General features: G+C 73.1%; 25 protein-coding genes. 10 read left to right on the forward strand and 15 right to left on the reverse strand.

Translation table 11 applies throughout. The features are described from left to right. Window positions 1-151: 151 nt before the first annotated feature. From AC1UE5_RS17285 to AC1UE5_RS17340, 12 genes are all read right to left on the reverse strand, one after another. The gene (locus AC1UE5_RS17285) at window positions 152-739 is read right to left on the reverse strand and encodes a DNA-3-methyladenine glycosylase (protein ID WP_482925767.1); all 588 of its coding nucleotides are present in this window, start codon (window positions 737-739) and stop codon (window positions 152-154) included. Then, the gene (gene argH / locus AC1UE5_RS17290) at window positions 739-2076 is read right to left on the reverse strand and encodes an argininosuccinate lyase (RefSeq protein ID WP_482925769.1); all 1338 of its coding nucleotides are present in this window, start codon (window positions 2074-2076) and stop codon (window positions 739-741) included. Before argH ends, AC1UE5_RS17285 begins: the two co-directional genes overlap by 1 nt. Before the next feature lie 17 nt (window positions 2077-2093). Next, entirely contained in the window at window positions 2094-2459 is a 366-nt protein-coding gene (locus AC1UE5_RS17295; RefSeq protein WP_482925771.1) for a hypothetical protein, read from the reverse strand. Between the two features lie 10 nt (window positions 2460-2469). Beyond that, window positions 2470-4401, reverse strand: a complete 1932-nt coding sequence (locus AC1UE5_RS17300) for a S8 family serine peptidase (RefSeq protein ID WP_482925773.1) — start codon at window positions 4399-4401, stop codon at window positions 2470-2472. Window positions 4402-4491: 90 nt separating this feature from the next. Continuing rightward, the gene (locus AC1UE5_RS17305) at window positions 4492-5619 is read right to left on the reverse strand and encodes a DegT/DnrJ/EryC1/StrS family aminotransferase (RefSeq protein WP_482925775.1); all 1128 of its coding nucleotides are present in this window, start codon (window positions 5617-5619) and stop codon (window positions 4492-4494) included. Then, window positions 5616-7163 carry a citramalate synthase gene (gene cimA, locus AC1UE5_RS17310; RefSeq protein ID WP_482926398.1) on the reverse strand — a complete coding sequence of 516 codons (1548 nt, stop codon included), beginning with the start codon at window positions 7161-7163 and terminating at the stop codon, window positions 5616-5618. Before cimA ends, AC1UE5_RS17305 begins: the two co-directional genes overlap by 4 nt. Window positions 7164-7195: 32 nt before the next feature. Then, window positions 7196-8107, reverse strand: a complete 912-nt coding sequence (locus AC1UE5_RS17315; RefSeq protein ID WP_482925777.1) for a branched-chain amino acid transaminase — start codon at window positions 8105-8107, stop codon at window positions 7196-7198. A gap of 27 nt (window positions 8108-8134) precedes the next feature. Beyond that, window positions 8135-9175: a 3-isopropylmalate dehydrogenase gene (leuB, locus tag AC1UE5_RS17320; protein WP_482925779.1), complete on the reverse strand. Its 1041-nt coding sequence runs from the start codon at window positions 9173-9175 to the stop codon at window positions 8135-8137. Between the two features lie 134 nt (window positions 9176-9309). Then, entirely contained in the window at window positions 9310-9996 is a 687-nt protein-coding gene (locus tag AC1UE5_RS17325; RefSeq protein ID WP_482925781.1) for a class I SAM-dependent methyltransferase, read from the reverse strand. After that, entirely contained in the window at window positions 9993-10553 is a 561-nt protein-coding gene (gene leuD / locus AC1UE5_RS17330) for a 3-isopropylmalate dehydratase small subunit (protein ID WP_482925782.1), read from the reverse strand. Before leuD ends, AC1UE5_RS17325 begins: the two co-directional genes overlap by 4 nt. Window positions 10554-10565: 12 nt before the next feature. After that, window positions 10566-11912 (reverse strand): 3-isopropylmalate dehydratase large subunit, encoded by a 1347-nt coding sequence (gene leuC, locus AC1UE5_RS17335; RefSeq protein WP_482925783.1) that lies wholly within the window; start codon window positions 11910-11912, stop codon window positions 10566-10568. A gap of 12 nt (window positions 11913-11924) precedes the next feature. After that, window positions 11925-12485, reverse strand: a complete 561-nt coding sequence (locus AC1UE5_RS17340) for a helix-turn-helix domain-containing protein (RefSeq protein ID WP_482925784.1) — start codon at window positions 12483-12485, stop codon at window positions 11925-11927. Window positions 12486-12561: 76 nt separating this feature from the next. Here AC1UE5_RS17340 and AC1UE5_RS17345 point away from each other — a divergent pair, with 76 nt between their 5' ends. Together AC1UE5_RS17345 and AC1UE5_RS17350 are read left to right on the forward strand one after the other, a co-directional pair. Next, window positions 12562-13053 (forward strand): beta-class carbonic anhydrase, encoded by a 492-nt coding sequence (locus AC1UE5_RS17345; protein WP_482925785.1) that lies wholly within the window; start codon window positions 12562-12564, stop codon window positions 13051-13053. Beyond that, window positions 13050-13988 (forward strand): patatin-like phospholipase family protein, encoded by a 939-nt coding sequence (locus AC1UE5_RS17350; RefSeq protein ID WP_482925786.1) that lies wholly within the window; start codon window positions 13050-13052, stop codon window positions 13986-13988. Before AC1UE5_RS17345 ends, AC1UE5_RS17350 begins: the two co-directional genes overlap by 4 nt. A 30-nt stretch (window positions 13989-14018) precedes the next feature. Here the strand turns inward: AC1UE5_RS17350 and AC1UE5_RS17355 are convergent, their stop codons facing one another. Next, entirely contained in the window at window positions 14019-15581 is a 1563-nt protein-coding gene (locus AC1UE5_RS17355) for a 2-isopropylmalate synthase (protein ID WP_482925787.1), read from the reverse strand. A gap of 262 nt (window positions 15582-15843) precedes the next feature. On the opposite strand from AC1UE5_RS17355, the gene AC1UE5_RS17360 reads away from it, so the two are divergent. Continuing rightward, on the forward strand, window positions 15844-16329 hold the full coding sequence (locus AC1UE5_RS17360) for an HPP family protein (RefSeq protein ID WP_482925788.1): 486 nt from the start codon (window positions 15844-15846) through the stop codon (window positions 16327-16329). A 3-nt stretch (window positions 16330-16332) separates the two neighbouring features. Here the strand turns inward: AC1UE5_RS17360 and AC1UE5_RS17365 are convergent, their stop codons facing one another. Both AC1UE5_RS17365 and AC1UE5_RS17370 read right to left on the reverse strand, forming a co-directional pair. After that, on the reverse strand, window positions 16333-17415 hold the full coding sequence (locus AC1UE5_RS17365) for a CAP domain-containing protein (RefSeq protein WP_482925789.1): 1083 nt from the start codon (window positions 17413-17415) through the stop codon (window positions 16333-16335). Between the two features lie 49 nt (window positions 17416-17464). Further along, a complete protein-coding gene (locus tag AC1UE5_RS17370) occupies window positions 17465-18802 on the reverse strand; it encodes an aminotransferase class III-fold pyridoxal phosphate-dependent enzyme (RefSeq protein ID WP_482925790.1) in 1338 nt (445 codons plus the stop codon). 108 nt (window positions 18803-18910) lie between these two features. Here AC1UE5_RS17370 and AC1UE5_RS17375 point away from each other — a divergent pair, with 108 nt between their 5' ends. The 7 genes from AC1UE5_RS17375 (at window position 18911) to AC1UE5_RS17405 (ending at window position 25355) form a co-directional block, all read left to right on the forward strand. Then, window positions 18911-20545: a PucR family transcriptional regulator gene (locus tag AC1UE5_RS17375; RefSeq protein WP_482925791.1), complete on the forward strand. Its 1635-nt coding sequence runs from the start codon at window positions 18911-18913 to the stop codon at window positions 20543-20545. 82 nt (window positions 20546-20627) lie between these two features. Then, window positions 20628-21743, forward strand: coding sequence for an ABC transporter ATP-binding protein (locus tag AC1UE5_RS17380; protein ID WP_482925792.1), 1116 nt, complete (start codon window positions 20628-20630; stop codon window positions 21741-21743). Beyond that, window positions 21744-22964: an ABC transporter substrate-binding protein gene (locus AC1UE5_RS17385; protein WP_482925793.1), complete on the forward strand. Its 1221-nt coding sequence runs from the start codon at window positions 21744-21746 to the stop codon at window positions 22962-22964. Window positions 22965-22971: 7 nt separating this feature from the next. Then, window positions 22972-23835: an ABC transporter permease gene (locus tag AC1UE5_RS17390; protein WP_482925794.1), complete on the forward strand. Its 864-nt coding sequence runs from the start codon at window positions 22972-22974 to the stop codon at window positions 23833-23835. Beyond that, complete coding sequence (locus AC1UE5_RS17395; RefSeq protein ID WP_482925795.1) at window positions 23836-24675, forward strand: ABC transporter permease; 840 nt, start codon at window positions 23836-23838, stop codon at window positions 24673-24675. Between the two features lie 9 nt (window positions 24676-24684). Continuing rightward, window positions 24685-24936 carry a hypothetical protein gene (locus AC1UE5_RS17400; protein WP_482925797.1) on the forward strand — a complete coding sequence of 84 codons (252 nt, stop codon included), beginning with the start codon at window positions 24685-24687 and terminating at the stop codon, window positions 24934-24936. Next, window positions 24873-25355 carry a type 1 glutamine amidotransferase gene (locus AC1UE5_RS17405; protein ID WP_482925799.1) on the forward strand — a complete coding sequence of 161 codons (483 nt, stop codon included), beginning with the start codon at window positions 24873-24875 and terminating at the stop codon, window positions 25353-25355. Before AC1UE5_RS17400 ends, AC1UE5_RS17405 begins: the two co-directional genes overlap by 64 nt. Window positions 25356-25393 lie beyond the last annotated feature (38 nt).

A 25393-nucleotide genomic window follows, 5' to 3' on the forward strand; every position in this document is an offset into this window, starting at 1 on the left:
GACCGCCAGGACCATCTTCCTTCGCTGAATCAGACTGAGCGCCGCGTTAGCGTGCAGCCGCATCCGGTGCCTCCTTCGGAGAGCTGGGCGTGGTTGGCACCACCCAGCCTCCGAAGAGGCCCGGACGTAACAACGTCCTCAGGACTTACACCTAGCCGAGCGGCGGCGCGACCGCCGGGTGCGGGCGCGAGACACCCCGATGCCCGCGGGCCGAGAAGCGCCAGTCGAGGTCGATCGCCTTGGTGATGCCGATGCGCGGCGCGCTGCGGACGACGTCGACGTCCTCCCACTCCGGCGGGCGGGGCTCGATCGCGATGGGCCCGTTCAGCAGCGGCGTGTCGTTGTGCCCGAGCTCGATGCCCAGCGCCTGGGTGAGCTTCCCGGGCCCGTTGCACAGGTCGGCGTCGCGCACGGCGCCGCGCCGCATGCGCATGACCTCGATGCCGTCCCGCGACTCCAGCGCGCGGACGAGCACCGCGGCGCCCACGCCGTCCTCCTCGCACACGGCGTTGAAGAGCGCGTGGATGCCGTACGAGCGGTAGACGTAGGCGCGGGCCGGTGGGCCCCAGAGCACACGCGTGCGGGGCGTGACCCCGACGTAGGCGTGGCAGGCGGCCTCGGTGTAGTGGTAGGCCTCCGTCTCGACGATGACGCCCGACGTGTCGCCGTGGCGCAGCACGCACCCGACGAGGTCGCGCGCCACGTCCAGGACGGGGCGCGCGTACCACTCGCGGTCCATCAGACCAGCGCGCGCGCCCGGTCGAGCTGCTCGCGCACGCGGGCGAGCGAGGTGCCGCCCTCGCTCACCTTCGACTCCAGCCACGAGGACTGCTTCAAGACCTCCGCTGCCTCGTCGCCCAGCTCCTCGGTCGCGATGTCGACGAGGGGCGTGGAGGTCTCGACGCTCCGCCGCACCATCCCCGCGACGACGCCGTGCGCGTCGCGGAACGGCGTGCCGCGCTTGACCAGCAGGTCGGCGAGGTCGGTCGCGGCGATCAGCTCGTCGGACGCGGCGTCGGCCATGCGGTCGCGGTGGAAGTTCGCCCCCGCGATCATCCCGCGCGCCGCGGCGAGGCACAGGTCGAGCGTGTCGACGGCGTCGAACAGGCCCTCCTTGTCCTCCTGCATGTCCTTGTTGTAGGTCAGCGGGAGCGCGTGGATCGTGCCGTAGAGCGCCGTCAGGCGGCCGACGACGCGGGGCGCCTTGGCGCGCAGCAGCTCGGCGGCGTCGGGGTTCTTCTTCTGCGGCATGATCGACGAGCCGCTCGTCCACGCGTCGGGGAGCGTGACGAAGCCGAACTCGCTGGTCGACCAGATCACCAGCTCGGAGCCGAGGCGCGACAGGTGCGTCAGGCACGTCGCGGCGGCGCCCAGGAAGTCGAGGACGAAGTCGCGGTTGGAGACGGCGTCGATCGAGTTCGGGACGACGCTCGTGAAGCCCAGGGCCTCGGCGACGTGGCCGCGGTCGGTGTCGAAGTTGACGCCGGCCAGCGCGCCGGCGCCGAGCGGCAGGACGCTCGCCGCCTCCTCCGCGAACGCCAGGCGCTGCTTGTCGCGCTCGAGCATCCACACGTATGCGAGCAGGTGGTGCGCGAGGTAGACCGGCTGGCCGCGCTGGAGGTGCGTGTAGCCGGGCAGTGGCCAGTCGAGGTGCTGCTCGGCGCGCTGGATCAGCGCGGACTGCACGTCGCGGATCGCGTTCTGGGCGCTGCGCGCGGCGTCGCGGACGAACATCGCCACGTCGGTGACGACCTGGTCGTTGCGCGAGCGCGCGGTGTGGATCTTCCCGCCGACCGGGCCGGCGATCTCGGTCACGCGCCGCTCGATCGCCATGTGGATGTCGACGTCGTCGGGCAGGAACGGGAACTCGCCCGCGGCCAGCTCGGCCTCGACCTGCAGCAGCGCCTCGTGGAGAGCGTCGCGGTCGGCGTCGGAGATGATCCCCTGCTGGGCCAGCATGCCCGCGTGCGCGCGCGACTGCGCGACGTCGTAGGGCCAGAGCCGCTGGTCGTAGCCCAGCGAGGTGTCGAGGGCCGTGAAGGCCGGATCCGGAGGTTCGGAGAAGCGCCCGCTCATGCGGGTGCTGAATCTACTCAGCCCGAGCCCGCGCCCTGGATCTGGACGACCTGCCAGGCGAGCAGGAAGCCCAGGACGTAGAGGCTGCTGCCCCAGCCGGCGAAGGCCGGGCGGGCGCGCGGGAACCAGCGGCTGTCGGGATCCATCCCGGCCGACCAGGCGACGGGCAGCAGGAACGCGAGGCCGGTGAGGAGCAGGAGCCACGGCACGAGGCCGGTGAGCCAGCCGACGTCGCCGAGCTGCGGCTGGCCGAAGAGCAGCGCGACCGGCCGGTGGAACAGCACCGCGGGCAGTGCGAGCGCGGCGGCGAACCCGCCGGCGCCCACGAGACGGGCCTGCCGGCGCTGCGCGTCCAGGCGTCGCTGGCGTGTCCCTGCCGACACGTGACGGATGCTACCCGCCGCAGGCGCGGTAGCGGCGCGACACGGTCAGGCGGCGGCCGTCGCCGAGCGTGGCGGCGACCGTCAGGCGGAAGGCGCCGCGGCGCGGGAGCTGGCGCACGGTCACCGCGTGCGTGCGGGCGCGGCCGGACGCGCTGGTGAGCACCTGGCCCGCGCGCTTGACGGTGACGCGGCGCAGCGTCGTGCCGCGGGGCGCGGCGGCGCGGACGGTGACGCGACGGGCGCGGACGCAGCGGGTCGCCGCGGGGAGCGTGATGACGTCGGCGGCGGCCAGCGCGCGCGTGCGGCTGCGGGCGTTCGCGGCGACGGTGCTGACCGCCGCGGGCGGGGCCGCGGCGACGGGCCCGGACGGCGCGTCGGGCGTCGGCGGCCCGGCCGGTGCGGGGTGGCCGACGGCGGCGCGGGGTTCGCGGCGGTCGGACGCCAGCAGCGCCCCGACGTGCAGCGCGCCGGCGCCGAACGCGGCGTCGAGGCCGGGCGAGCCGAGGTCGAGCGCGTGCGCCGCCAGCTCGGCGTGCAGGCCGCCGGCGTCGAGGTGCGGCCGGGCCTGGAGCAGCAGCGCGGCGGCGCCCGCCGCGTGCGGCGCGGAGACCGACGTGCCGGTGAAGCCGCTCGTCCCACAGGCCGAGAACGGGCCGTAGACGTCGCTGCTCGTGTTCGCCGGCGCGACCAGGTCGGGCTTGACGCGTCCGTCGAGCGTCGGGCCCTGCGCGCTGTAGGGCTCGAGCCCGAAGCCGTTCCAGCACACGGCGCCGACCGTCAGCGCGGCCGGCGAGGCGGCGGGCTCGATCAGGCTCCGCGCCGGCGTCCCGGCGGTGACCGCGGTGTCGGCGTAGAGGTCCATCGTCGGCGCCTCGGTGGCGCTGTAGCGGTCGATCACCGCGCCGTAGGTGGCGGGGAGCGCGCCGGCGTTCGTCGCGCACGCGATCTCGAGCGGCGTCGTCGGCTCCGCCGTGGTCTGCTCGTTGGCACCGCCGGCGCTGACCGTCTGGCCGGAGGCGTCGACGATCCGCACGTCGTAGTCCTGGTCCGACAGCGGCCAGTCGGCCCAGCGCAAGCGCACGCACTTCTGCTGGCCGGCGGGGATCGTGAAGCGGGTGACCGGCCCGGCGGCGGGCACGTCGGCGAACGTGCCGCTCCAGTGCTTGTTACCGGAGTTGCCGGCGGCGTTGATCCACAGCACGCCGTGCGCGCGGGCGCGGCGCGGCAGCTCGTCGGGCAGGTCGACGCCGCCCGTGCCGTCGCCGGGGCCGAAGCCGACGTAGCCGGCGGAGAAGTTGACGATCGGGATGCCGCGCGCGATCGCCTCGTCGAGCGCGAGCAGCGTCTGGCCGAGCGTCTGCGCGCAGATCAGCGTGAGCTCGGCGCCGGGCGCCATCGCGTGGACGACCTCGGCGACCTCGGTGCCGTGGGAGGTCGACTCGAACCGGCCGTCGCACGCGTCGAGGTTCGTGGTCGGCGGCAGCTCCCCCGCGGCCTGGCTGCCAACCAGGCCGGCGAAGCCCCCGTCGATGATCGCGATCGGGACGCCCGCGCCGGTGACGCCGCCGGCGTGCCAGGCCGCGGCGCCGGTCGGGGCGACGCCCTCGGTGCCCACGGCGGTCGGCTCCAGGCGCAGCACCGGGCGGACGAAGCGGACGTCGGCGCGCGCCGCGAGCTCGGCCAGCCGTACCCGCTCCACCGCCGCCTCGACGACCGTGGCCGCGTCGACGACGTCGGTGCCGCCGACCGCCCGGGCGGCGGCCGCCGCGTCGCCGCCGGGCGCGGGCTGGATCCAGACGTCGACGCGCTCGCTCCCCCGCGCCCGTGCCGCCGGCCCACCGCCGGCGTCGGTCAGCGCCGAGTCGAGCCCGTCGACCCGTGCGGGCGCCGCGCTCGCCGCCGGCACGCCTGCGCCGCCGAGCCCCATGAGGGCAGCCGCCACCGCGGCGCACATCCGTCTCCGGCCGGACATCGGCCGCGGAGTTGACCCCACGCACGGCGGGCGGTCAACTCAGCCATGTGTCCAGAGGGCCTAAAGGGCCTGCACACCGAGCACATCGCGCAGCGTGCGCGCGACCTGCTCGACCTCCCCGGCGGTCAGCTCGGGGTGGAACGGGAGGGCGATCGACCGCGCGGCGACGTCCTCGCAGACCGGGAACTCGCCCGGCCGGTGGCCGAACGTCTCGCGGTAGTAGGACATGAGGTGGATCGCCGGCAGGTACGGCTTGGAGTCGATGCCCCGCTCGCGCAGCGCGCGGATCGTGTCGTCGCGGTCGACGCGGTGCGGGAGCTGGACGACGAAGACGAACCACCCGCGCCGGTCGCCGCCGGCGTCGTCACAGGGCAGCGTCAGATCCTCGATGTCGCTCAGGGCCTCGCGGTAGAGCTGGGCCACGCGCGCGCGGCCTTCCAGCAGCTGCGGGAGCCGCTCGACCTGCGCCACGCCGATCGCGCTGGCGATGTCGGACAGCCGGTAGTTGAAGCCGAGCCGGTCGTGATCCAGCCAGCCCATGTCCGGTGCGCGGCCCTGGTTGCGCTCGGAGTCGATCCGCTCCTTGAGGGCCGGGTCGCCGACGGTGATCATCCCGCCCTCGCCGGTGGTGATCTGCTTGTTGGCGTAGAAGCCGAAGACCGCCGGGTTGCCGCGCGCGCCGACGCGGGTGCCGTCGGCGTGGACCGCGCCCAGCGCCTCGCACGCGTCCTCGACGATCGGCAGGCCGAACGCCTCGAACGCCGGGATGTCCGCGGGGTAGCCGAAGATGTGGACGGGCAGGAGCGCGGTCGTCCGCTCGGTGATCGCCGCACGCGCCGCGTCCGGGTCGAGGTTGAGCGTCCGCGGGTCGATGTCCGCGAACACCGGCTTGGCGCGCTGGTAGACGATCGCGTTGGCCGACGCGACGAACGAGAGCGGGGACGTGACGACCTCCTCGCCCTCCCCCACGCCGATCGCGCGCAGCGCCAGGTGCAGGCCGGCGGTGCCGGACGACACGGCGCTCGCCCGCACGCCGCCGCCGAGCGCGGCCGCGAAGTCGTGCTCGAACCGCTCGGTCATGGGCCCGAGCGACAGGCGCCGCGAGCGCAGGACCTCGAGGACGAGCTCCTCCTCGCGCTCCCCGATCACCGGGCGCGCGAGGCCGATCTGCTGCCCGACGCCGCTCACGTGGTCGCGGCGCGCGTCGAGCGGGTGTGCTGCTCCTTGCCCGGCTGCATCGCGTACTCGAGCGAGTCGACCAGCGCCTGCCACGACGCCGCGATGACGTTCGTGTGGACGCCGATCGAGCCCCACATCTCCGAGCCGTCCGACGCGTCGAGCAGCACGCGGGTGATCGCGCCGGTGCCCTTCGTGACGTCGAGGATGCGGACCTTGAAGTTGACGAGCTCGATGTCGCGCAGGTGCGGGTGCACCTCGGTGATCGCGTTGCGCAGCGCCGCGTCGAGCGCGTGGACCGGGCCGTTGCCCTCGGCGGTCGACACGAAGCGCTCGCCGTCGACCCAGATCTTGATCGTGGCCTCGGTCTCCACCTTGCCGTCGGCGCGCTGCTCGACGATGCAGCGCCAGGACTCCAGGCGGAACAGCGGCTCGTAGACGCCGGCCTCCTTGCGCAGGAGCAGCTCGAACGAGCCGTCGGCGGCCTCGAACTGGTAGCCGGCGTGCTCGAGCTCCTTCACGCGCGCGACGACCCGCGTGGGGTCGACCTCGACCCCCGCGTCCTCGGCCTTCTCCTGCACCGTGGCGCGGCCGGCGATCTCGCTGACCAGCACGTCGTTGCGGTTGCCGACGACGGCGGGGTCGACGTGCTCGAAGGCCTCTGACACGCTGCGGACGCCCGCGGCGTGCAGGCCGGCCTTGTGCGCGAACGCGTTCTTGCCGACGTAGGGCTGGTCGGCGTCCGGCGCGCGGTTGAGCAGCTCGTCGGCGTAGTGGGCGGTCTCGGTGAGCTTGGCGAGCTGCTCGGCGCTGACGACGTCGTAGCCGAGCTTGAGCTGCAGGCCCGCGATCATCGAGATCATGTTCGCGTTGCCGGTCCGCTCCCCGATGCCGTTGAGCGTGCCCTGCACCTGCGTCGCGCCGGCCTCCACGGCGGACAGCGAGTTGGCGACCGCACAGTCGGTGTCGTTGTGGCAGTGGATGCCGAGCTTGACGTCCTCGCCCAGCGCGGCGACGACCTCGCGGACCGTGCCGTAGATGCGCCCGGGGAGCGAGCCGCCGTTGGTGTCGCACAGGACGAGCCGCTCGGCGCCGGCGTCGAGCGCGGCGCGCAGGCAGTCGAGGCTGAAGCGCGGGTCGACCGCGTAGCCGTCGAAGAAGTGCTCGGCGTCGAACAGGACGCGCTTGCCCTGGGAGACGAGGAACTGCACCGACTCGGCGATCATCGCGAGGTTCTCCTCCCGCGACACGCGCACGACCTTCTCCACGTGGAGCAGGCTCGACTTGCCCACGATCGTCGTCACCGGCGCGAAGCACTCGGCGAGCGTCCGCAGGCCGGGGTCGTCGGCGGCGGCGCTGTCGCGGCGCCGGGTCATCCCGAACGCCGCGATCGTGGAGCGGGTGAGCCGCTCCTTCTCCAGGAGGCCGAACAGCTCGGCCTCCTTGGGGTTCGAGGCCGGGAAGCCGGCCTCGATCAGGTGCACGCCCAGCTCGTCGAGCTTGTGCACGACGCGCAGCTTCTCGTCGGCGGTGAGGCTGATGCCAGCCCCGCCCATGCCGTCGCGGAGCGTCGCGTCGTAGAGCTCGATCACGAGGCGGGTGCTGCGACAGGCACGGGGTCGAGCCAGTGCTTGTACCGCTCGGCGCGGCCGTGCAGCGCGTCCTCGAACGCCGACTGCACCGCGAGCGTGACCGGGCCGGGCTTGCCGGTGCCGATCGCGTGGTCGTCGACCTCGCGGACGGGCGTCAGCTCCGCCGCGGTGCCGGTGAGGAAGATCTCGTCGGCCAGGTACAGCTCGGAGCGCTCGATGTCGGCCTCGACGATCTCGTAGCCGAGGTCGCGGGCGATCTCGAGCACCGCGCGGCGGTTGATGCCGTCGAGGATCGAGGAGCTGAGCGTCGGCGTGTAGATCTTGGCGTCGCGGACGAGGTAGATGTTCTCGCCCGTGCCCTCGCAGACGTGGCCCTTGTCGTCGAGGAGGATCGCCTCCTCGTAGCCGGACTTCTGCGACTCGATCTTCGCGAGGATCGAGTTGAGGTACTGGCCGGACGCCTTGGCCGCGGGGATGAGCGAGTCGCCGCTGATGCGGCGCCACGACGACACGCGCGCGCGGATGCCGTTGCGCTTGCCCTCCTCGCCGAGGTACGCGCCCCACTCCCAAACCGCGATGGAGACCTCCACCGGCGCGTCGAGCGGGTTGAGACCCATCGAGCCGTAGCCGCGGTAGACGAGCGGGCGGATGTAGCACTCGCGCAGCCCGTTGCGGGAGATCAGCTCCAGCGTCGCCTGCCGGATCTGCTCCTTCTCGAACGGGATGTCCATGTAGTAGAGCTGCGACGAGCGGTAGAGCCGGTCGACGTGATCCTGGTGGCGGAAGACCGCGGGCCCGATCTCGGTGTCGTAGCAGCGCACGCCCTCGAAGACGCCCGTGCCGTAGTGGAGGCCGTGCGTCAGTACGTGCACCTTGGCCTCATCCCACGGCACGAAGTCTCCGTTCATCCAGATGAGGTCACACTGCTTCACGACTTACGCCCTTTCGAGATGGGTCAGCACCGCGTCCGTGGCCTCGGTGGTCGACGCCTCGCCGCCGAGGTCCCGGGTGCGCAGACCGCCCGCCAGCGCGCGGTCCACGGCCGAGTCTAGAGCCGTCGCGGCGTCCTCGCGACCGAGTCCGTGGCGGAGGAGCATCGCGAGGCTGAGGAACATCGCGAGGGGGTTCGCGATGCCCTGACCGGCGATGTCGGGGGCGCTGCCGTGGACGGGCTCGAACACGCCGGGCGTGCCCTCCTCGCCGAGGCTGGCGCTCGGGAGCATGCCCAGCGAGCCGGTGATCATCGCGGCCTCGTCGCTGAGGATGTCGCCGAACATGTTCTCGGTGAGGATCACGTCGAACTGCTTGGGCTTGGCGACGAGCTGCATCGCGGTCGAGTCGACCAGCGCGTGCTCGAGCGGCGTGTCGGCGAACTCCGCGGCGTGGAGGTTCGTGACGACCTCGCGCCAGAGGCGGCTCGACTCGAGCACGTTCGCCTTGTCGACGGAGGTGACCTTGGTGCGCGCCGCGCGGAAGGCGACGCGCGCGATGCGCTCGATCTCCAGCGTCGTGTACTCGCACAGGTCGGAGGCGGTCGTGTCGGTGCGCTTCTTCTCGCCGAAGTAGATGCCGCCGGTCAGCTCGCGGATGACGAGCATGTCGGTGCCCTCGATCAGCTCCCGCTTGAGCGGGCTCGCGTCGTAGAGCGCGGGCACCGGGCGGACCGGCCGCAGGTTGGCGAACAGGCCGAGCTCCTTGCGGAGCGCGAGCAGGCCGCGCTCGGGACGGTCGGCCTTGGCGTCGGTCGTGTCCCACTTCGGCCCGCCGACCGCGGCCAGCAGCACGGCGTCGGCGCCCTTCGCCGCTTCGAGGGTGCTGTCGGGGAGGCTGTTGCCGTGGGCGTCGAGCGCGGCGCCGCCGAACGCGTGCTCCTCCGTCTCGACGTCGGGGGCGAGCGCGCTGAGGACCCGCAGCGCGGCGTCCATGATCTCCGGGCCGATCCCGTCGCCGGGAAGGGTCACGATCTTCGGGCTCAAGCTGTCCTCCGGGTCCGGGTCAAGGTGAGCGAACAACTGTACGCCATCACGTACACGCGCCCTCGCGGCGGGGGCTCCGTGCAACTCGGCATGGTTTCGACCCCATAGCGGGGCTCAAACCATGCCGGGTTGAGCTACGGGCGAGTGGCGGTGATGTTCAGGCGGACGTAGTCGAGGTGGTCGAGCTGCGCGGCCGCGCGGGCGGCGGCTTCGCGGGCGTCGGGCTGGCCGTGGAGCATCACCGTCGCGATGAAGGTCTCCATGTCGTCGACGTGGGTGGGCTTGGGCTCGAGCCACGCGCGCGCGTGCGTGAAGCCGGCGCGGCGCAGGCGCTCCTCGGTCGACTCCGCGTCCGCGTAGAACCAGCGGCCGGGGCGCTCGCCGAGGGCCTCGATCACCTTCGCGATGTTGCCCTCTCCCCCGCACTGCGCGACGAGGCGGCCGCCGGGCTTCAGCGCGTCGAAGAGCCGTGCGAAGAGCGCGTCGTGGTCGGTGATCCAGTGGAAGACCGCGCACGAGAAGACGACGTCGACCGGCTCGTCGAGCGAGAGGTCAACGAGGTCCTGGTGCAGCACGGGGACGGACGGCGGGAGCGTCTCGCGCGCCTTCGCCACCATCGCCTCGTCGCCGTCGACCGCGATGACGCGCGCGCCGGCGTCGAGCAGCTGCCGCGTGACGCCACCGCCACCGCAGCCGGCATCGAGCACGAGCTCGCCGGGGCGGATCGCGGCGCGCTCGACGATCTCCTGCGCCCACGCGCGCTGTGGCGCGGCGACCTGCTCGTAGGTCGCCGCGTCCCAGCCGGCCGCGTCGGCGCTCACGACAGCGCCGTGGTGACCGGGCCCGACCGCTCGCGGTCGGCCTCGTAGGCGGCGATCTTGTCCGCCTGCTCGAGCGTGAGCGAGATGTCGTCGAGCCCGTTGAGGAGCCGGTGCTTGATCTCAGGGTCGATGTCGAACGACGCGGTGCCGCCGTCCCACCGGACCTCCTGCGCGGCCAGGTCGACCTGCGCGTGGCCGGCCTCCGCGATCGCCTCGACGGTCTCCTTCGGCAGCTCGACCGGCAGGACGCCGTTCTTCGTGCAGTTGTTGCGGAAGATGTCCGCGAAGTTGATCGCGACGATCGCCTGGAACCCGTAGTCCTTCAGCGCCCACGGCGCGTGCTCACGCGACGAGCCGCAGCCGAAGTTCACGCCGGTCACGAGGATCGGGTTGTGGGGGATCTCGGTCCCCTGCGCGCGCCACTCGTGGAAGCAGAACTCGCCGAAGCCCGTCCGCTCCACCCGCTTCATGTACCGCGCGGGGATGATCTGGTCCGTGTCGATGTCGTCGCGCATCAGCACGGTGACCGGGCCGGTGATGGTCTCGATGGGATCCATGTCCGAAGCTCCCTAGTTCCAGTCGCGGATGTCGACGAAGTGGCCCTCGATGGCGGCCGCGGCGGCCATCTGGGGCGAGACGAGGTGCGAGCGGGCGCCGCGGCCCTGCCGGCCCTCGAAGTTGCGGTTGGAGGTCGAGGCCACGCGCTCACCCGGCGCCGCGACGTCCGGGTTCATGCCCAGGCACATCGAGCAGCCGGCCTCGCGCCAGTCGAACCCGGCGGACTTGAAGACCTCGTCCAGGCCCTCGGCCTCGGCCTGCGCCTTGACCTGCTGGGAGCCCGGGACGACCATCGCGACGACGCCGTCGGCGACCTTGCGGCCGTCGAGCATCGACGCCGCGGCGCGCAGGTCGCCGATGCGCGAGTTCGTGCACGAGCCGATGAACACGCGGTCGAGCTTGATCTCCGTCATCGGCGTGCCGGGCTGCAGCGCCATGTACTCCAGCGCGCGCTCGTCGCCCTGGTCCTGCGGCTCGGGCACCGCGTCGGCGACCCCGACGACCATCTCCGGCGTCGTGCCCCACGTGACCTGCGGCGACAGCGCGCCCGCGTCCACCACGATCTCGCGGTCGAACGTCGCGCCCTCGTCCGTGCGCAGCTCCCGCCACGCCGGATCGATCGCCACGCCGCGCTCCTCCAGCCACGCGAACGTCTTCTCGTCCGGCGCGATCATGCCCGCGCGGCCGCCGCCCTCGATCGTCATGTTGCAGATCGTCATGCGGCCCTCCATCGAGATCGCCTCGATGGGCGCGCCGGCGAACTCGACGACGTGGCCGGTGGCGCCGTTGACGCCCATCTGGCCGATCGTGCCGAGGATCATGTCCTTCGGCGTGACGCCCGCGCCGAGCTCGCCCGTGTAGAGGATGCGCATCGACTTCGGCTTCTTCTGCACGAGCGTCTGGGTCGCCAGCACGTGCTCGACCTCGCTCGTCCCGATGCCGAACGCCAGCGCGCCGAACGCGCCGTGCGTGGCGGTGTGCGAGTCGCCGCAGACGATCGTCATGCCCGGCTGGGTGACGCCCAGCTCCGGCCCGATGACGTGCACGATGCCCTGCTTGTCGGAGCCCAGCGAGTAGACCGGGACGCCGAACTCGGCGCAGTTCTCCTCGAGCTTCTCGACCTGCTTGCGGCTCAGCTCGTCCTTGATCAGCGCGGCTACCGGCGTGCCGTCGGTCGGGGTGTTGTGATCAGCGGTGGCGAGCGTGCGATCCGGGCGGCGGACCGGCCGGCCGGCGAGGCGGAGGCCGTCGAACGCCTGCGGCGACGTGACCTCGTGGACGAGGTGCAGGTCGATGTAGATGAGGCCCGGAGCCACCTCGTGGGCGGCCCACAGCTTGTCGAAGAGGGTCTGCGGCATGGATGTGGCTCCTTAGCTCCGGCGCAGGCCGGCGGCGACGACGGCGAGGAACGTGGCCTCGCCGGGTCCGGGGTTCTCGAAGTGGTGGGGCAGGTCGGCGTCGAACGTCACGGTGTCGCCCGCGCCCAGCTCGTGCTGGACGCCGTCGATGTGCAGCACGAGGGTGCCCGCCTCGACGTGCGCGATCTCGCGCGCGCCCGCCTCGTGCAGCGGCGGGTCCTCGGGCGAGCCCGTCGCGGCGTTCGCGGCGAGCGTGTGGCGGGAGAGCTCGGCGCGCTGGCCGGGCAGCGCAGCGGTCAGCACCTCGGTGCGGTGGCCCTCCCGTTGCCGGGTCGGCTTGGTGTCGCCGGCCCGGATGACGTGGACGCTGTCGCCCTCGTCCAGCCGCAGGAGCTGGGAGAGCGAGAGGTCCAGCCCGTTGGCGATGCGGCCCGCGACCTGGAGGGTCGGGCTCGTCTCGCCCCGCTCGACCTGGCTGAGCATCGGCGCGGACACGCCCGTGCGCTCGGCGAGGTCGCGCAGGCTCAGCCCGCCCGCCTCGCGCAGGGCCCGGATGCGTGGTCCGACAGACACCGTCATACGTCCGTACGTTATCGCATACGGACGGTGGAACTTGAGGCGGTGCACTTGAAGTAGCGTGCGCGTCCGCATGAGCGTGACCGACGACCTCCTCCGCAACGCCGAGTTCTGGCACCAGACGTTCGACCGCGCCGGGCTCGCCGTCCAGCCGACCCTGCGCACCGCGATCGTCACCTGCATGGACTCGCGTCTGAACCCCTACGCGATGTTCGGCCTCCGCGAGGGCCAGGTGCACATGATCCGCAACGCCGGCGGCATCGTCACCGACGACGTGATCCGTTCGCTGACGCTGTCCCAGCGGTTCCTCCAGACGCGCGAGATCATCGTGATCATGCACACCAACTGCGGCCTGCAGAGCCGCTCGGAGTCCGAGTTCCAGCACGAGCTGACGATGGCCGTCGGCCAGGTGCCGCCGTGGCGCGTCGGCGCCACCAACGACCTCGAGGGGACCGTCCGCTCGTCGATGCGGACGCTGCGCGAGTCGAAGTTCCTCGAGCACCGGGACGCCATCCGCGGCTTCGTGTACGACGTCGAGACGGGCGCGCTGACCGAGGTCTCGTGACGCCGCTGCGCCAGCCCGACGTCCTCGTCCTCGGTGGCGGCGGCGTGCTGGGCGAGGCGTGGATGACCGGCGTGCTGGCGGGCATCGAGGCGGCCTCCTCGGGGGCCGTCGACTTCACGCGCTGCGATGCGTACGTCGGCACGTCGGCGGGGTCGATCGTGGCGGCCCGGCTCGCGTCGGGCCGGTCACCACGGCGGCCGGCGGACGCCCGCGCGGCAGACGCGGAGGCGGACTTCGAGGCCGGCGAGCGTGACGGGAGCGGAACGGCGGCGCGCGTGGTGCGCGGGGCGGCGCGGCTCGGCGCGTGGGCGAGCGCGCCGTTCGCCGGCCCCGTGCTCGCCGTCGGCGCGGCCCCGGGAGCACGGCTGCGGGCGCTGGCGCTCGCGCGGGTGCCGTCGCGGGGCGAGCGGCTCACCGGCCTGCACCGGCGGGTCGGCGAGTGGGGCGTGCGGTTCGACGGGCGCCTGCGCATCTGCGCGGTCGATCGCGCGACCGGCCGTCGCGTCGTGTTCGGCAGGCCGGGCGCGCCGCGGGCGTCGGTCGCCGACGCGGTGCTGGCCTCGTGCGCGATCCCGTGGGTCTTCCGCCCGGTCGTGATCGGCGGCCGCGAGTACGTCGACGGCGGCGCGTGGTCGTTCTCGAACCTCGACGCGGCGCCGGCCGGCCGCGACAGCGAGGTGCTGTGTCTCAACCCGGCGTCCGTCTCGCTCGACGTCGCCCGCTCCTCCCCCCTCGCCGCCGCGCGCGGGCTCGCCGGCGCGGCGGTCGAGCTGGAGGCGCTCGCCCTCCGCGCCCGCGCTGCCCGCGTGCGGGTGATCGGCCCCGACGCCGGCGCGGCCGCGCGGATGGGCTCGAACTTCATGGACCCCGCGCCCGCCGCCGACGTCACCGCCGCCGGCTACGCGCAGGGCCTCCGCCTCGGCCGCGGCGCCTAGGGCGCCGCGGGGCGAGGCGAGCGCGACTGCCTACGGGGCGGTCTCCAGCGACACTTCGGCGTTCTCCGCCGCGGTCACCTTGCGCAGGCCCTGCGAGAGCGCGCGCACGTACGCGCGGGCCGCGGCCTCGAGGATGTTCGTCGCGACGCCCTGGCCCGCGGCCGTCTGGCCCTGGACCTCGAGGACGACCGACGTCTCGCCGAGCGCGTCGGTGTCGGCGGTGACCGCGTCGACGCGGAACTCGCGCAGCTTGGCGTCGATGCCGGTCGCCGCGTTGATCGCGCGCGCGATCGCGTCGACCGGGCCGTCGCCGGTGAACGAGCCCTGCGCGACCGTGCCGTCGGGGAGGCGGACCGCGACCGTGGCGTGCGGCGGGCGGCGCGAGGACGCCTCGACGTCGAACCACTCGAGCTCGTAGCCGGCGATCTCCTCGCGCAGCTCGTCGGTGACCAGCGCCTCCAGGTCCATCGCCGTAACCTGCTTCTTCTTGTCGGCGATGTCCTTGAAGCGGTCGAACGCCTTGCGCAGCGCGGCCCCGTCGATCTCGTAGCCGAGCTTGAGCAGCGCGTCCTTCAGCGCCGCGCGGCCCGAGTGCTTGCCGAGCACGAGCTGGTTGGCGTCCAGGCCGACCGTCGTCGCGTCCATGATCTCGAACGTCGTGCGCTCCTTCAGCACGCCGTCCTGGTGGATGCCCGACTCGTGCGCGAACGCGTTGCGGCCGACGATCGCCTTGTTGGGCTGCACCGGGTAGCCGGTCAGGCGCGAGACCATCCGCGACGTGCGCGCGATCTCCGTGGTCACCGCGCCCGTGTGGAAGCCCGCGTCGTGGCGCGTGTGGAGGAGCATGATGATCTCCTCCAGCGACGCGTTGCCCGCGCGCTCGCCGAGCCCGTTGACCGCGCACTCGACCTGCCGCGCGCCCGCCTGGATGCCCGCGAACGAGTTCGCGACGGCGAGGCCGAGGTCGTCGTGGCAGTGCACCGAGACGATGACGTCCTTCAGGCCCGGCGTGTACTCGTACAGCTTGGTGAGGAACGCGGCGTACTCGTTCGGCGTCGCGTAGCCGACGGTGTCCGGGATGTTGATCGTCGTCGCGCCCTCGTCGATCGCGATCTGGAGCACCTCGGCGGTGAACTCCACGTCCGCGCGGGTCGCGTCCATCGGGGAGAACTCCACGTCGTCGCACAGCGCGCGCGCCTGCGCGACCGCGGCGCGGGCGCCGAGCTTGACGTCCTCGCGGGTCGAGCGCAGCTGGTGCTCGATGTGGATGTCCGACGTCGAGATGAACGTGTGGATGCGAGGTCGTGCCGCGTCCTTTACCGCGCCCCACGCAGCGTCGATGTCCCCCGCTTGAGCGCGGGCGAGACCGGCGATGACGGGGCCGTCGACCTCCTGGGCGATCGTCTGGACCGCCTCGAAGTCGCCGCGGGACGCGATCGGGAAGCCGGCCTCGATGACGTCGACGCCGAGCCGCGCGAGCTGCTGCGCGATCTCGAGCTTCTCGGACGCGTTGAGGCTGATCCCCGGCGACTGCTCGCCGTCGCGCAGGGTGGTGTCGAAGAGGATGACGCGCTGGTCGTCGTTGGAAGGCATGGGCTTGGGTCCTTTCTCGCTGGTTCTCGTCTGCAGTGGTTCGCGGCTTGAGGCGGCCGCCACGCGCTCCTGATCCCCCTAGCGGGGGAGGAGAAGAAGCAGACGGAGGTCGAGCGAGAGCGCCATGCGCCGGATGAGTGTACGCGACGAACCAGCGGATCGCGAACGACCGGCGCGTACGTGAGATGCGGCACGAAACGGGCGCGGGCGCGCGAGTACGGTCTGGCGCTCGTCCCGTCCGTCCCGCGCCGTCCCGGAGTCCATGAAGCCGCACTTCCCCGCCGTCCGCCGTTCCGCTCGCGTGACCGTGTTCGCCACCGCCGTGAAGGCCGTCGCCGTCATGACCGTGTGCGTGCTGTGCGGCGTACCGGCGGCGGCCGCGCCCCTCGCGGCGAGCGCGACGCTGCTGGCCAGCGGCGCTTCTCCGGCGGCCGCCACGCCACGGGTGGTGCTCGGCGGGTACGTCGTGGCGGCGGTGCTCGGCTTCGGGGCCTCGCTGGCCGGCGCGGTCGGCCCGGAGGAGCTCGTCGCGTACGCCGCGGCGGCCGCGGTGGTCGGCAGCCTCGGGCTGATGCTCCGCCACGGTGAGGTCCACCCGCCCGCGACGGCCGCGGCCTGCCTGGTCGCGATCAACGCCCACCCGGGCATGGCCGCGATGACGGTCACCGCAGGCGCGGCGACGCTGGTGGCGGCGGACCGGGCGCTGCACGGCGCGCTGGCCGTGCGCCGGCTCGCGCGCGCCTGCTGAGCCCTAGCGGACGCGGATCGAGGTCGCGGCGCGGGCCGAGCGCCACGGCGCGGTGCCCGTGAAGGCGACCGAGACCGCGTAGCGGCCGGGCCCGAGGCGGATCGTCGCGTCGAGCTTGCGCGTCCCGGCGCGGACGTGGCGGCGGCGGCCGGCGACGGTGAGGCGCATCCGGCCGCGGGCGCCCGGTGCAACGCGCGCGACGACGCGGACGCGGCGGCCGGTGCGGCGGAGCGTCACGCGCAGGTGCGGGTTCGCGGTCGCGGCGGCGGTCGTGGGCCCCGACGCGGCCTCACCGCCCGGAACCGGCACGGCCGTGAGGTCGCCCGGGTCCGACCAGCCGCACGACGCGCCGGGCACCCCGTGCAGGGCGCTCGGGGTCGTGCCGCCCGGCCCGCAGTCGCCGCTGGCGAGCAGGACCCACGTGCCGTCGACGTGCGCGACGCCGTACGTGCCGACGGCGAACGACTCGATCGTCGCGCGGTGCGGCCCGGACGAGAGCCAGCGGCCGAGATGCGTGGCGGCGGTGTCGTCGCCGCCGGTCGAGAGCGCCTCCCCCACGATCGCGCCGGGGAAGCCGGTCGCGTGCGCGCGGGCGGTCGGGGAGCCGACCAGGCAGTGGTCGATCCTCCCGGCGCGCGCGAGGCGCGTCGCGTACCAGTCGGCCGTGCGGTCGAGCGTGTCGGCGTGGCGGGTCGTGCGGCCCAGCCGCGCGCGGTGCTCCGCGATGAGGTCGAGCAGCCGCCGCTCCTCCGCGTCGAGCGCGGGCCGCGTCGCCACGCCGACGAGCTCGGGGACGACGATCCGCGCGTGTGCGAGCCCGTCGACGACCGTGACGGCCTCCTCGCCCCCGCACCCGTCCCCGGGCGCGCGCGAGACGGTCAGCGCCTGCGCCGGGACCTCCGCGCGGCCGTCCACGCCGGTCCACCACCGCTCCCCGCCGACGCCGGTGAGCGCCGCGACCTGCGGCCGCCCAGCCGTGTCGACCACCTCGACGGTCGTCGCCCGCGCGGGCGCGGCGGCACCGAGCAGCGCGAGCGCCGCCGCAGCGACGGCGGGTACGCGGAGTCGCCACGGATGGGAGCGCATCGGCGCCGGACTCTACGAGCCGGTCCGGCGGCGTCCCGCATCCGTGCCGTCAGGCCGCTTCGGCACGCGGCGTGCGGCGCGCGGCGATCCACGCGCCGGCGTCCGCGAGGACGAGCGCGAGGCGGTCGACGAGGTCGTCGAGGACCGCGCGGTCGCAGACGAGCGGCGGGGCGATCTGGAGGACCGCGTCGCCACGGTCGTCGGCGCGCGCGAGCACGCCGGCCTCCAGCAGCCGCGCGGGCAGGTAGCCGCGCAGGAGGCGCTCGCGCTCGGCGACGTCGAAGCGCGTGCCGGCCTCGTCGGCCACGAGCTCGAGCGCCCAGAAGAACCCGGCGCCGCGCACGTCGCCGACGATCGGCAGGTCGAGCAGCGACCGCAGGCGCGCCTCGAGGTGCGGCTCGTGCTCCTGCACGCGCGCGAGCACGAAGTCCTCGGCGTAGATGTCGAGCACCTCCAGCGCGACCGCGGCGCACACCGGGTGGCCGCCGAACGTCACGCCGTGGAGCAGCGTGCGCCCCGCGTCGTACAGCGGCGCCGCGACGTCCTCGCGCAGCAGCACGGCGCCCATCGGCGCGTGCCCGGCGGTCAGGCCCTTCGCGATGCAGACGAGGTCGGGCCGTGCGGCGTACCGCTCGCCGCCCAGCCACGTGCCGAGCCGCCCGAAGCCGGTGATGACCTCGTCGGCGACGAGCAGCGCGCCGCACCGGTCGGCGATCTCGCGCAGGCCCTGCCAGTAGCCGTCGGGCGGAACGAGGCAGCCGCCGGCGTTCTGCACGGGCTCGGCGATGATCATCGCCACGCGGTCAGGCCCGGCCTCCTCCACCGCGCGCTCGACGTCGGCGAGCGGGTCGGGGACCTCGGGGCGGAACGCGTTCGTCGTCGCGACGTGCCGCACGTCCAGCGCGCTCGGCCCGAACGGGTCCTTCATCACCGCCGCGCCGGTCAGCGCGAGCGCGCCCAGCGACGTCCCGTGGTAGGCGGTGCGCCGGGCGATCGCGACCGTCCGCCGCTCCTCCCCGCGCGCGAGGTGGATCTGGCGGACGAGCTTCCACGCCGCCTCGACGGCCTCCGACCCGCCGCTGGTGAAGAACGCGCGCCGCAGCCCGGTCAGCTCGCCGAGCCGGTCGGCCAGCTCGAGCGCCGGCGGCGACGCGACGCCCCAGTTCGTGCCGACCGCGAGCCGCTCCATCTGCCGCGCGGCGACGGCCCCGATGCGCGCGCCGTACGAGAAGCCGAGCTGCGCGCAGAACAGCGACGAGAGCCCGTCGAGGTACCGCCGGCCCGACGCGTCGAAGACGTACGGCCCCTCCCCGCGCTCCAGCACGAGCGGCTCCGGCCCGCCGTTGCGGTGGAAGTGCAGGAGCAGCGAGCGGTCACCGGCGGCCACGCGCGCATGCTCGCGCCGCGCGCACGCGTCTACGAGACGACAGTTCGCCCCACGCTGGCGCGAACGAGAGGACGAAGCGTCGCAAGAATCGGAGTACCTTCCTGAGGCATGTCCGGCATGACCGTGCGCTCAGCCCTTGCGCTCCCGGCGCTGCGCCGCGGCCTGCCGCAGGTCCTCGCGGGCGCCCGCTCGCTCGACCGGGACATGCGCTGGGCGCACGTCGCCGAGGTCCGCAACATCGCCGAGCTGCTCAAGGGCGGTGAGCTGCTGCTGACGACCGGCATGGACTTCCCGGAGCGCACCGGCGAGCAGCGCCGCTACGTCGGCGAGCTGGCCGAGCGCGACGTCGCCGCGCTGGTGATCGAGCTCGGCCCCGCCTGCCCGCGCGTGCCGCCGTGCATGGCCGAGGAGGCCGAGCGGCGCGGCATGCCGCTCGTGATCCTGCGTCGCGGCGTCCCGTTCGTCGAGGTCACCGAGGCGATCCACTCCGCGATCCTCGCCGGCCAGCTCGGCCTGCTGCGGCGCGGCGAGGAGATCCACCAGCGCTTCACGGGGCTGATGCTCGACGGCGAGGGCGTCGACACGGTCGTGCGCGTGCTCGCCGAGACGATCGCCGACCCGGTCGTGCTCGAGGACGCGCGCGGCGAGCTGCTCTTCCACGCCCGCTACCGGACGCCCGACGGCGACGTCGTGGCCGCGTGGGAGGCGCTGCGCCACGAGGACAGCCCGGCCGCCAACGGGGCGAACGGCGGCCGCGCGCCGGTCTTCGCGGTCGACATCCCGACCGGCGACGCGGGCGGCCCGGGCCGGCTGGTCGCGCTCCCGCTCGACTCGCCGCTGGACGACTTCGACCGCGTCGCGATCGAGCGCGCCGCGGGCGTCATCGCGCTCGCGTCCCTCCGCACCAACCAGCAGCAGCTGCTGGCCCTGCGCGAGCGCGGCGGCTTCCTCGCCGAGCTCGCGGCCGGCGACCTGAGCGCCCGCGACGCCGCGACCCGCGCCGAGGGCCTGAGCTTCACCGCCGGCGACGGCCAGCTCCTCCCGCTCGCCATCGCGCTCGTCCCGGACACGCATCCGACCGGCCCGCGCCGCGAGGCCGAGGAGCGCGCCGCCGCGCTGGCCTGGCGCGACGCGCGCCGCGAGCTCGCCGCGCGCAACCTGCCGTCGCTGCTCGGCTCCCGCGCCGAGGAGGGCGACGTGCTGGCGCTCGTCGCGCTGCGCGCCGGGGCCGTCCGGACCGACGTCGCGGACGCCGCCGCCGAGGCGATCCACCGCGCCGTCGAGCACCACTTCGGGCGCGGCCGCCGCGCGATCGTCGTCGCGGGCCCGGCGGTGCGCGGATGGAAGGACGCGGGCGCCGCGCTGAGCGCCACGACCGGCGCCGTCGAGGCGGCCCGCAAGGTCCCCGGCCGCGCCTGGCACGACGCCGCCGCGCCAGATCTCGAGCGCCTTCTCGCCACGTTGCGCGACGACGAGCACCTCGCGGCGTTCGTCGCCAAGCGGCTCGGTCCGCTGCTCGACCACGACGCCAAGCGCAAGCACAAGCTCCTCCCCACGCTGGAGGCCTTCTGCACCTACGGCGGGCACAAGGCCGAGACCGCGCGGGCGCTGCACCTCGGCCGGCAGGCGCTCTACCACCGGCTGGCCCGGATCGAGGACCTGCTGGGCGCCGAGCTCGACGACGAGGACACCCGGCTGGGTCTCCACTTGGCCCTGCGGACAAGGCGCCTCTCGGCGACGTGACAGAACGTCGCGTCAGGCCCTTCATCGTTGGACAACACGACCTATTGGACCCGGTTAACACCGGTCGGTAACTTGGCCGCCAATGGCCGTCTCCGCCACCCCGGCGCCAGCTACTGCTGCCGCCTCGCCCGACATCCGCTTCGACCGGGTCACGAAGCGGTTCGGTGACGCCGTCGCCGTCGACGCGCTCGACCTCGAGATCCCCAAGGGGACGTTCTTCGCGCTGCTCGGCCCTTCGGGCTGCGGCAAGACCACGTCGCTGCGCATGATCGGCGGCTTCGAGGAGCCGACCGAAGGTCGCGTCTACCTCGCCGGCCAGGACGTCACCGACACGCCGCCCTTCAAGCGCGACGTCAACACCGTCTTCCAGTCGTACGCGCTGTTCCCCCACATGACCGTGGAGAAGAACGTCGCGTTCGGCCTCGAGCGCCGCAAGGTCGCCAAGGAGGAGGCCAAGCGCCGCGTCGCCGAGGTGCTCGAGCTGACGCAGCTCGGCGAGTTCGCCACGCGCAAGCCGACCCAGCTCTCGGGCGGTCAGCAGCAGCGCGTCGCGCTCGCCCGGGCGCTCGTCAACCGCCCCCAGGCGCTGCTCCTCGACGAGCCGCTCGGCGCGCTCGACCTGCGCCTGCGCCGCCAGCTGCAGATCGAGCTCAAGCGCATCCACGACGAGGTCGGCCTCACGTTCGTGCACGTCACGCACGACCAGGAGGAGGCCATGACGATGGCCGACGAGATCGCCGTGATGAACAAGGGGCGGATCGAGCAGCGCGGCTCGGCCACCGAGCTGTACGAGCAGCCCGCCACCGAGTTCGTCGCCGGCTTCCTCGGCACGTCGAACCTCGTCGACGCCAAGCTCAGGTCGCAGGACGGCGGCGACGTCGTCTACGAGACGCACGACGGCGCGACGGTCCACGCCAAGGTCGCCCGCGAGGGCGCCGTGAAGGTCGGCGTGCGCCCCGAGAAGCTGCACATCTCCACCACCGAGCCCGCGAGCGGCAACTGCCTGCGCGGCCGGGTCGACGTCGCGTCCTTCCTGGGCGTGACGCTCCAGTACCTCGTCCGCACGCCCGGCGGCGAGGAGCTCACCGTCGTCGAGCAGAACCGCGCCGGCATCGGCGGCGCGACCTGCGGTCCCGGCCAGGAGGTCTTCCTCTCCTGGGACCCCGCCCACACCTTCGTCGTCACCAAGGAGTCCTAGATGCGCAACGAGTCCCCTGAGTCCGCCCTCCAGCGGATCCTGGCCGAGGACCGGATGTCGCGCCGCCGCTTCATGGGGCGGGCGGGCTCGGCGGCGTTCGGCGCGACCGCGCTCGGCGCGCTCCTCTCCGCCTGCGGCCCCGCCGAGGGCGAGAACGAGTCGGGCGGCGGCGACGCCAAGACGACCGAGGCCGTCAGCCACCCGAAGACCGAGCTGAAGACGATCGTCTTCTCGAACTGGCCGCTCTACATCGACAAGGCCGTCATCAAGGACTTCAACCGCGAGTTCAACGCGACCCTGAAGTACACCGAGGACATCAACGACAACAACGAGTTCTTCGGCAAGGTGCGCCAGCCCCTCGAGCAGGGCGACTCCATCGGTCGCGACCTCGTCGCGCTGACGGACTGGATGGCCGCACGCTGGATCCGCCTCGGGTACGTCGAGCCGATCGACGAGAAGAACGTCCCGAACAAGAAGAACCTCCGCGACGTGCTCGTGGACCTGGCCTGGGACAAGGGCCGCAAGCAGTCGCTGCCGTGGCAGTCCGGCATGACCGGCATCGGCTACAACAAGAAGATCGTCGGCGAGGTGACCTCGCTCAAGCAGCTGCTCGACCCCAAGTGGAAGGGCAAGGTCACGATGCTGAGCGAGGCGCGCGACACGCTCGGCCTGATCATGCTGTCGGAGGGCAAGAAGCCCGAGGACGCGACGATCGACGACATCCTCGCCGCGTCGGAGAAGCTCGACGAGATCAACCGCTCGGGCCAGATCCGCAAGTTCACCGGCAACGACTACACGACCGACCTCGCGAAGGGGAACGTCGTCATGTCCTTCGCCTGGTCGGGCGACATGGTCCAGCTCAAGGCCGACAACCCGGACCTCGAGTTCGTCGTGCCGGACGAGGGCGGGATGCTCTGGTCGGACAACATGATGATCCCGCAGAAGGCCCCGTCGCCGTACGGCGCCGAGGTCGCGATGAACTACTTCTACGACCCCGAGGTCGCGGCCAAGGTCTGCGCGTACGTCAACTACGTGACGCCGGTCAAGGGCGTGCAGGAGATCCTCGCGGCCGACAAGGACAAGGACGTCGCGGCGCTCGCCGAGAACCCGCTCATCTTCCCGGACGCCGAGATCGACGCCCGGACGCACTCCTTCCCCGAGCTCAGCGTCGAGGAGGAGCAGCAGATGAACGAGGCCTTCGCGGGCGTCACGGGCGCGTAGGAGACCGATGGGCCTCAAGCGCCGCCGCGCGCTCGTCCCTGCCGTCCTCCTGGGGCCGGGCCTCGCGTGGCTCGTCGTCTTCTACGCGATCCCGGCCCTCACGCAGCTGTACGTCTCGCTGCAGGAGGGCAACTTCGAGGTCGGCTACGAGTTCACCTGGAACTTCTCGACGTACACCGAGGCGCTCGCGGACTACGACGAGCAGTTCCTCCGGTCGCTCGGCTACGCCGCGACCGCGACGATCCTCTGCTTCATCATCGGGTTCCCGCTCGCGTACTTCATCGCGTTCAAGGCGGGCCGGTGGCGCAACCTCATGCTGCTGCTGGTCATCCTGCCGTTCTTCACCAGCTACCTGATCCGCACGGTGGCCTGGCAGACGATCCTCGCCGACAACGGCTTCGTGGCCGAGCGGCTGCGGGACGTCGGGCTGCTCGGCGAGGACGGCCGGCTGCTGGCGACGCGGACGGCGGTGATCGCGGGCATCACGTACAACTTCCTGCCCTTCATGGTGCTGCCGCTGTACGTGGCGCTGGAGAAGATCGACCGCCGGCTGGTCGAGGCCGCGACCGACCTGTACGCGTCGCGGCGGGTGGCCTTCACGCGCGTCACGCTGCCGCTCGCGATGCCGGGCATCATCGCCGGCTCGCTGCTGACGTTCATCCCGGCCGTCGGCGACTTCGTCAACGCGCAGCTGCTGGGCACGTCGCGCCAGTACATGATCGGCAACGTGATCCAGTCGAAGTTCCTAGTGATCACCGACTACCCGGCGGCCGCGGCGCTGTCGTTCATCCTGATGGCGATCGTCCTCACGTGCGTCCTGATCTACACGCGCGTGCTCGGGCGGCAGAACCTCGAAGAGGCGGTGATCTAGGTGCGCGGTGGCATCCGCAACTGGGCGCTGGGGATCTGGTCGGTCCTCGCGCTGCTCTACCTCTTCCTCCCCATCGGGATCGTGATCCTCTACTCGTTCAACGATCCGAAGGGGCGGTTCAACCTGACGTGGGAGGGCTTCACGCTCGACCACTGGAAGGACCCGTTCGCAGTCGAGGGCCTGCAGGAGGCGCTGACGAACACGCTGCTGATCGGCGTGCTGTCGACGCTGATCGCGGTGGTGCTCGGCACGTTCATGGCGGTCGCGCTGGTGCGGCACGGGTTCAAGGGCCGCGGGGCGGCGAACCTGTTCATCTTCCTGCCGCTCGCGACCCCGGAGGTCGTGCTCGGCGCCTCGCTGCTGGGGCTCTTCATCACGATGGGCGTCGCGACGGGCTTCGCCACGATCGTCATCGCGCACTCGATGTTCTGCGTGTCGTACGTCGTGGTGACGATCCGCGCGCGGCTCCAGGGGCTCGACACGCACCTGGAGGAGGCGGCGATGGACCTCGGCGCCGACGAGTGGACGGCGTTCCGCAAGGTGACGCTGCCGATCATCGCGCCGGGTGTCGCGGCGGCCGCGCTGCTGTCGTTCGCGATCTCGGTCGACGACTTCGTCATCACGAACTTCACCGCCGGCCAGACGTCGACGTTCCCGCTCTTCATCTGGGGCGCGGCACGTCAGGGCGTGCCGGCCGAGGTGAACGTGCTGGCGACGGCGCTGCTGCTGATCGTGCTCGTCCTGATGGCGCTGAACGTGCTGTACCAGCGGCGGCGGGCCAAGGCCGACGCCGCGGCGACGGTCGGCCTGACGCCGGCGACGACCCCGGCGGCCGCGTAGGCGGCCGCAGTGCGCCTGCTGCACGTCGAGCACCCCGACGGCGGTGGCCCCGGGGTGTTCGGCGAGCTGGCGACGTTCGAGACGTGGCGCGCCTGGGAGCCCCAGGCGCGCCCGTCCGGCCCGTTCGACGCGGTCGTCCTGTACGGGGCCGCGACGAACATCGGCGACCCGGAGCCGTGGCTCGAGGACGAGCTGGCGTGGGTCCGGGAGCTGCACGCCGAGGCACGCCGCTGCTCGGCCTCTGCTTCGGCGCGCAGGTGATCGCGGCGGCGCTCGGCGCGCCGGTCGTGCGGGCGTCGGCGCCGGAGATCGGGTGGTCGCGCGTCTCGCTCACCGCGGAGGGCCGCTCCGACCCGGTCCTCTCGGCAATGGGCGCGACCTTCCTCGCCTGCCAGTGGCACTCGTACACGTTCGGCCTGCCGTCCGGCGCCACGCTGCTCGCCTCCTCCGACGTCTGCGCGCAGGCGTACCGGGTGGGGAGCGCGTGGGGCGTGCAGTTCCACCCCGAGGTCGACCGCGCGACGCTCGGCCGCTGGATCGACGGCTACGACAAGGACCCCGACGCGGTGGCGCTCGGGGTCACGCCGGCGGCGATGCATGCGGACGCCGACGCGCGGATGGAGGAATGGAGCGCGCGTGGGCGCGCGCTGTTCTCCGCGTTCCTGCGCCGGCTCTCCTGAGCGCGTCGGGTGCCGGGGCGCCCGCGCATGCCGCGCCG

Source organism: Parviterribacter multiflagellatus, from assembly GCF_056863265.1.

Bases quoted from the DNA above. Each gene is read 5' to 3' on its own strand.
- AC1UE5_RS17355 (WP_482925787.1), bottom strand. From the start codon at position 15,581: ATGCCTTCCAACGACGACCAGCGCGTCATCCTCTTCGACACCACCCTG.
- leuC (WP_482925783.1), bottom strand. From the start codon at position 11,912: ATGCCGCAGACCCTCTTCGACAAGCTGTGGGCCGCCCACGAGGTGGCT.
- argH (WP_482925769.1), bottom strand. From the start codon at position 2,076: ATGAGCGGGCGCTTCTCCGAACCTCCGGATCCGGCCTTCACGGCCCTC.
- AC1UE5_RS17365 (WP_482925789.1), bottom strand. From the start codon at position 17,415: ATGCGCTCCCATCCGTGGCGACTCCGCGTACCCGCCGTCGCTGCGGCG.
- AC1UE5_RS17285 (WP_482925767.1), bottom strand. From the start codon at position 739: ATGGACCGCGAGTGGTACGCGCGCCCCGTCCTGGACGTGGCGCGCGAC.
- AC1UE5_RS17345 (WP_482925785.1), top strand. From the start codon at position 12,562: ATGAGCGTGACCGACGACCTCCTCCGCAACGCCGAGTTCTGGCACCAG.
- cimA (WP_482926398.1), bottom strand. From the start codon at position 7,163: ATGGGCGGGGCTGGCATCAGCCTCACCGCCGACGAGAAGCTGCGCGTC.
- AC1UE5_RS17315 (WP_482925777.1), bottom strand. From the start codon at position 8,107: ATGAACGGAGACTTCGTGCCGTGGGATGAGGCCAAGGTGCACGTACTG.
- AC1UE5_RS17360 (WP_482925788.1), top strand. From the start codon at position 15,844: ATGAAGCCGCACTTCCCCGCCGTCCGCCGTTCCGCTCGCGTGACCGTG.
- AC1UE5_RS17390 (WP_482925794.1), top strand. From the start codon at position 22,972: ATGGGCCTCAAGCGCCGCCGCGCGCTCGTCCCTGCCGTCCTCCTGGGG.
- AC1UE5_RS17380 (WP_482925792.1), top strand. From the start codon at position 20,628: ATGGCCGTCTCCGCCACCCCGGCGCCAGCTACTGCTGCCGCCTCGCCC.
- AC1UE5_RS17375 (WP_482925791.1), top strand. From the start codon at position 18,911: ATGTCCGGCATGACCGTGCGCTCAGCCCTTGCGCTCCCGGCGCTGCGC.
- AC1UE5_RS17385 (WP_482925793.1), top strand. From the start codon at position 21,744: ATGCGCAACGAGTCCCCTGAGTCCGCCCTCCAGCGGATCCTGGCCGAG.
- leuD (WP_482925782.1), bottom strand. From the start codon at position 10,553: ATGGATCCCATCGAGACCATCACCGGCCCGGTCACCGTGCTGATGCGC.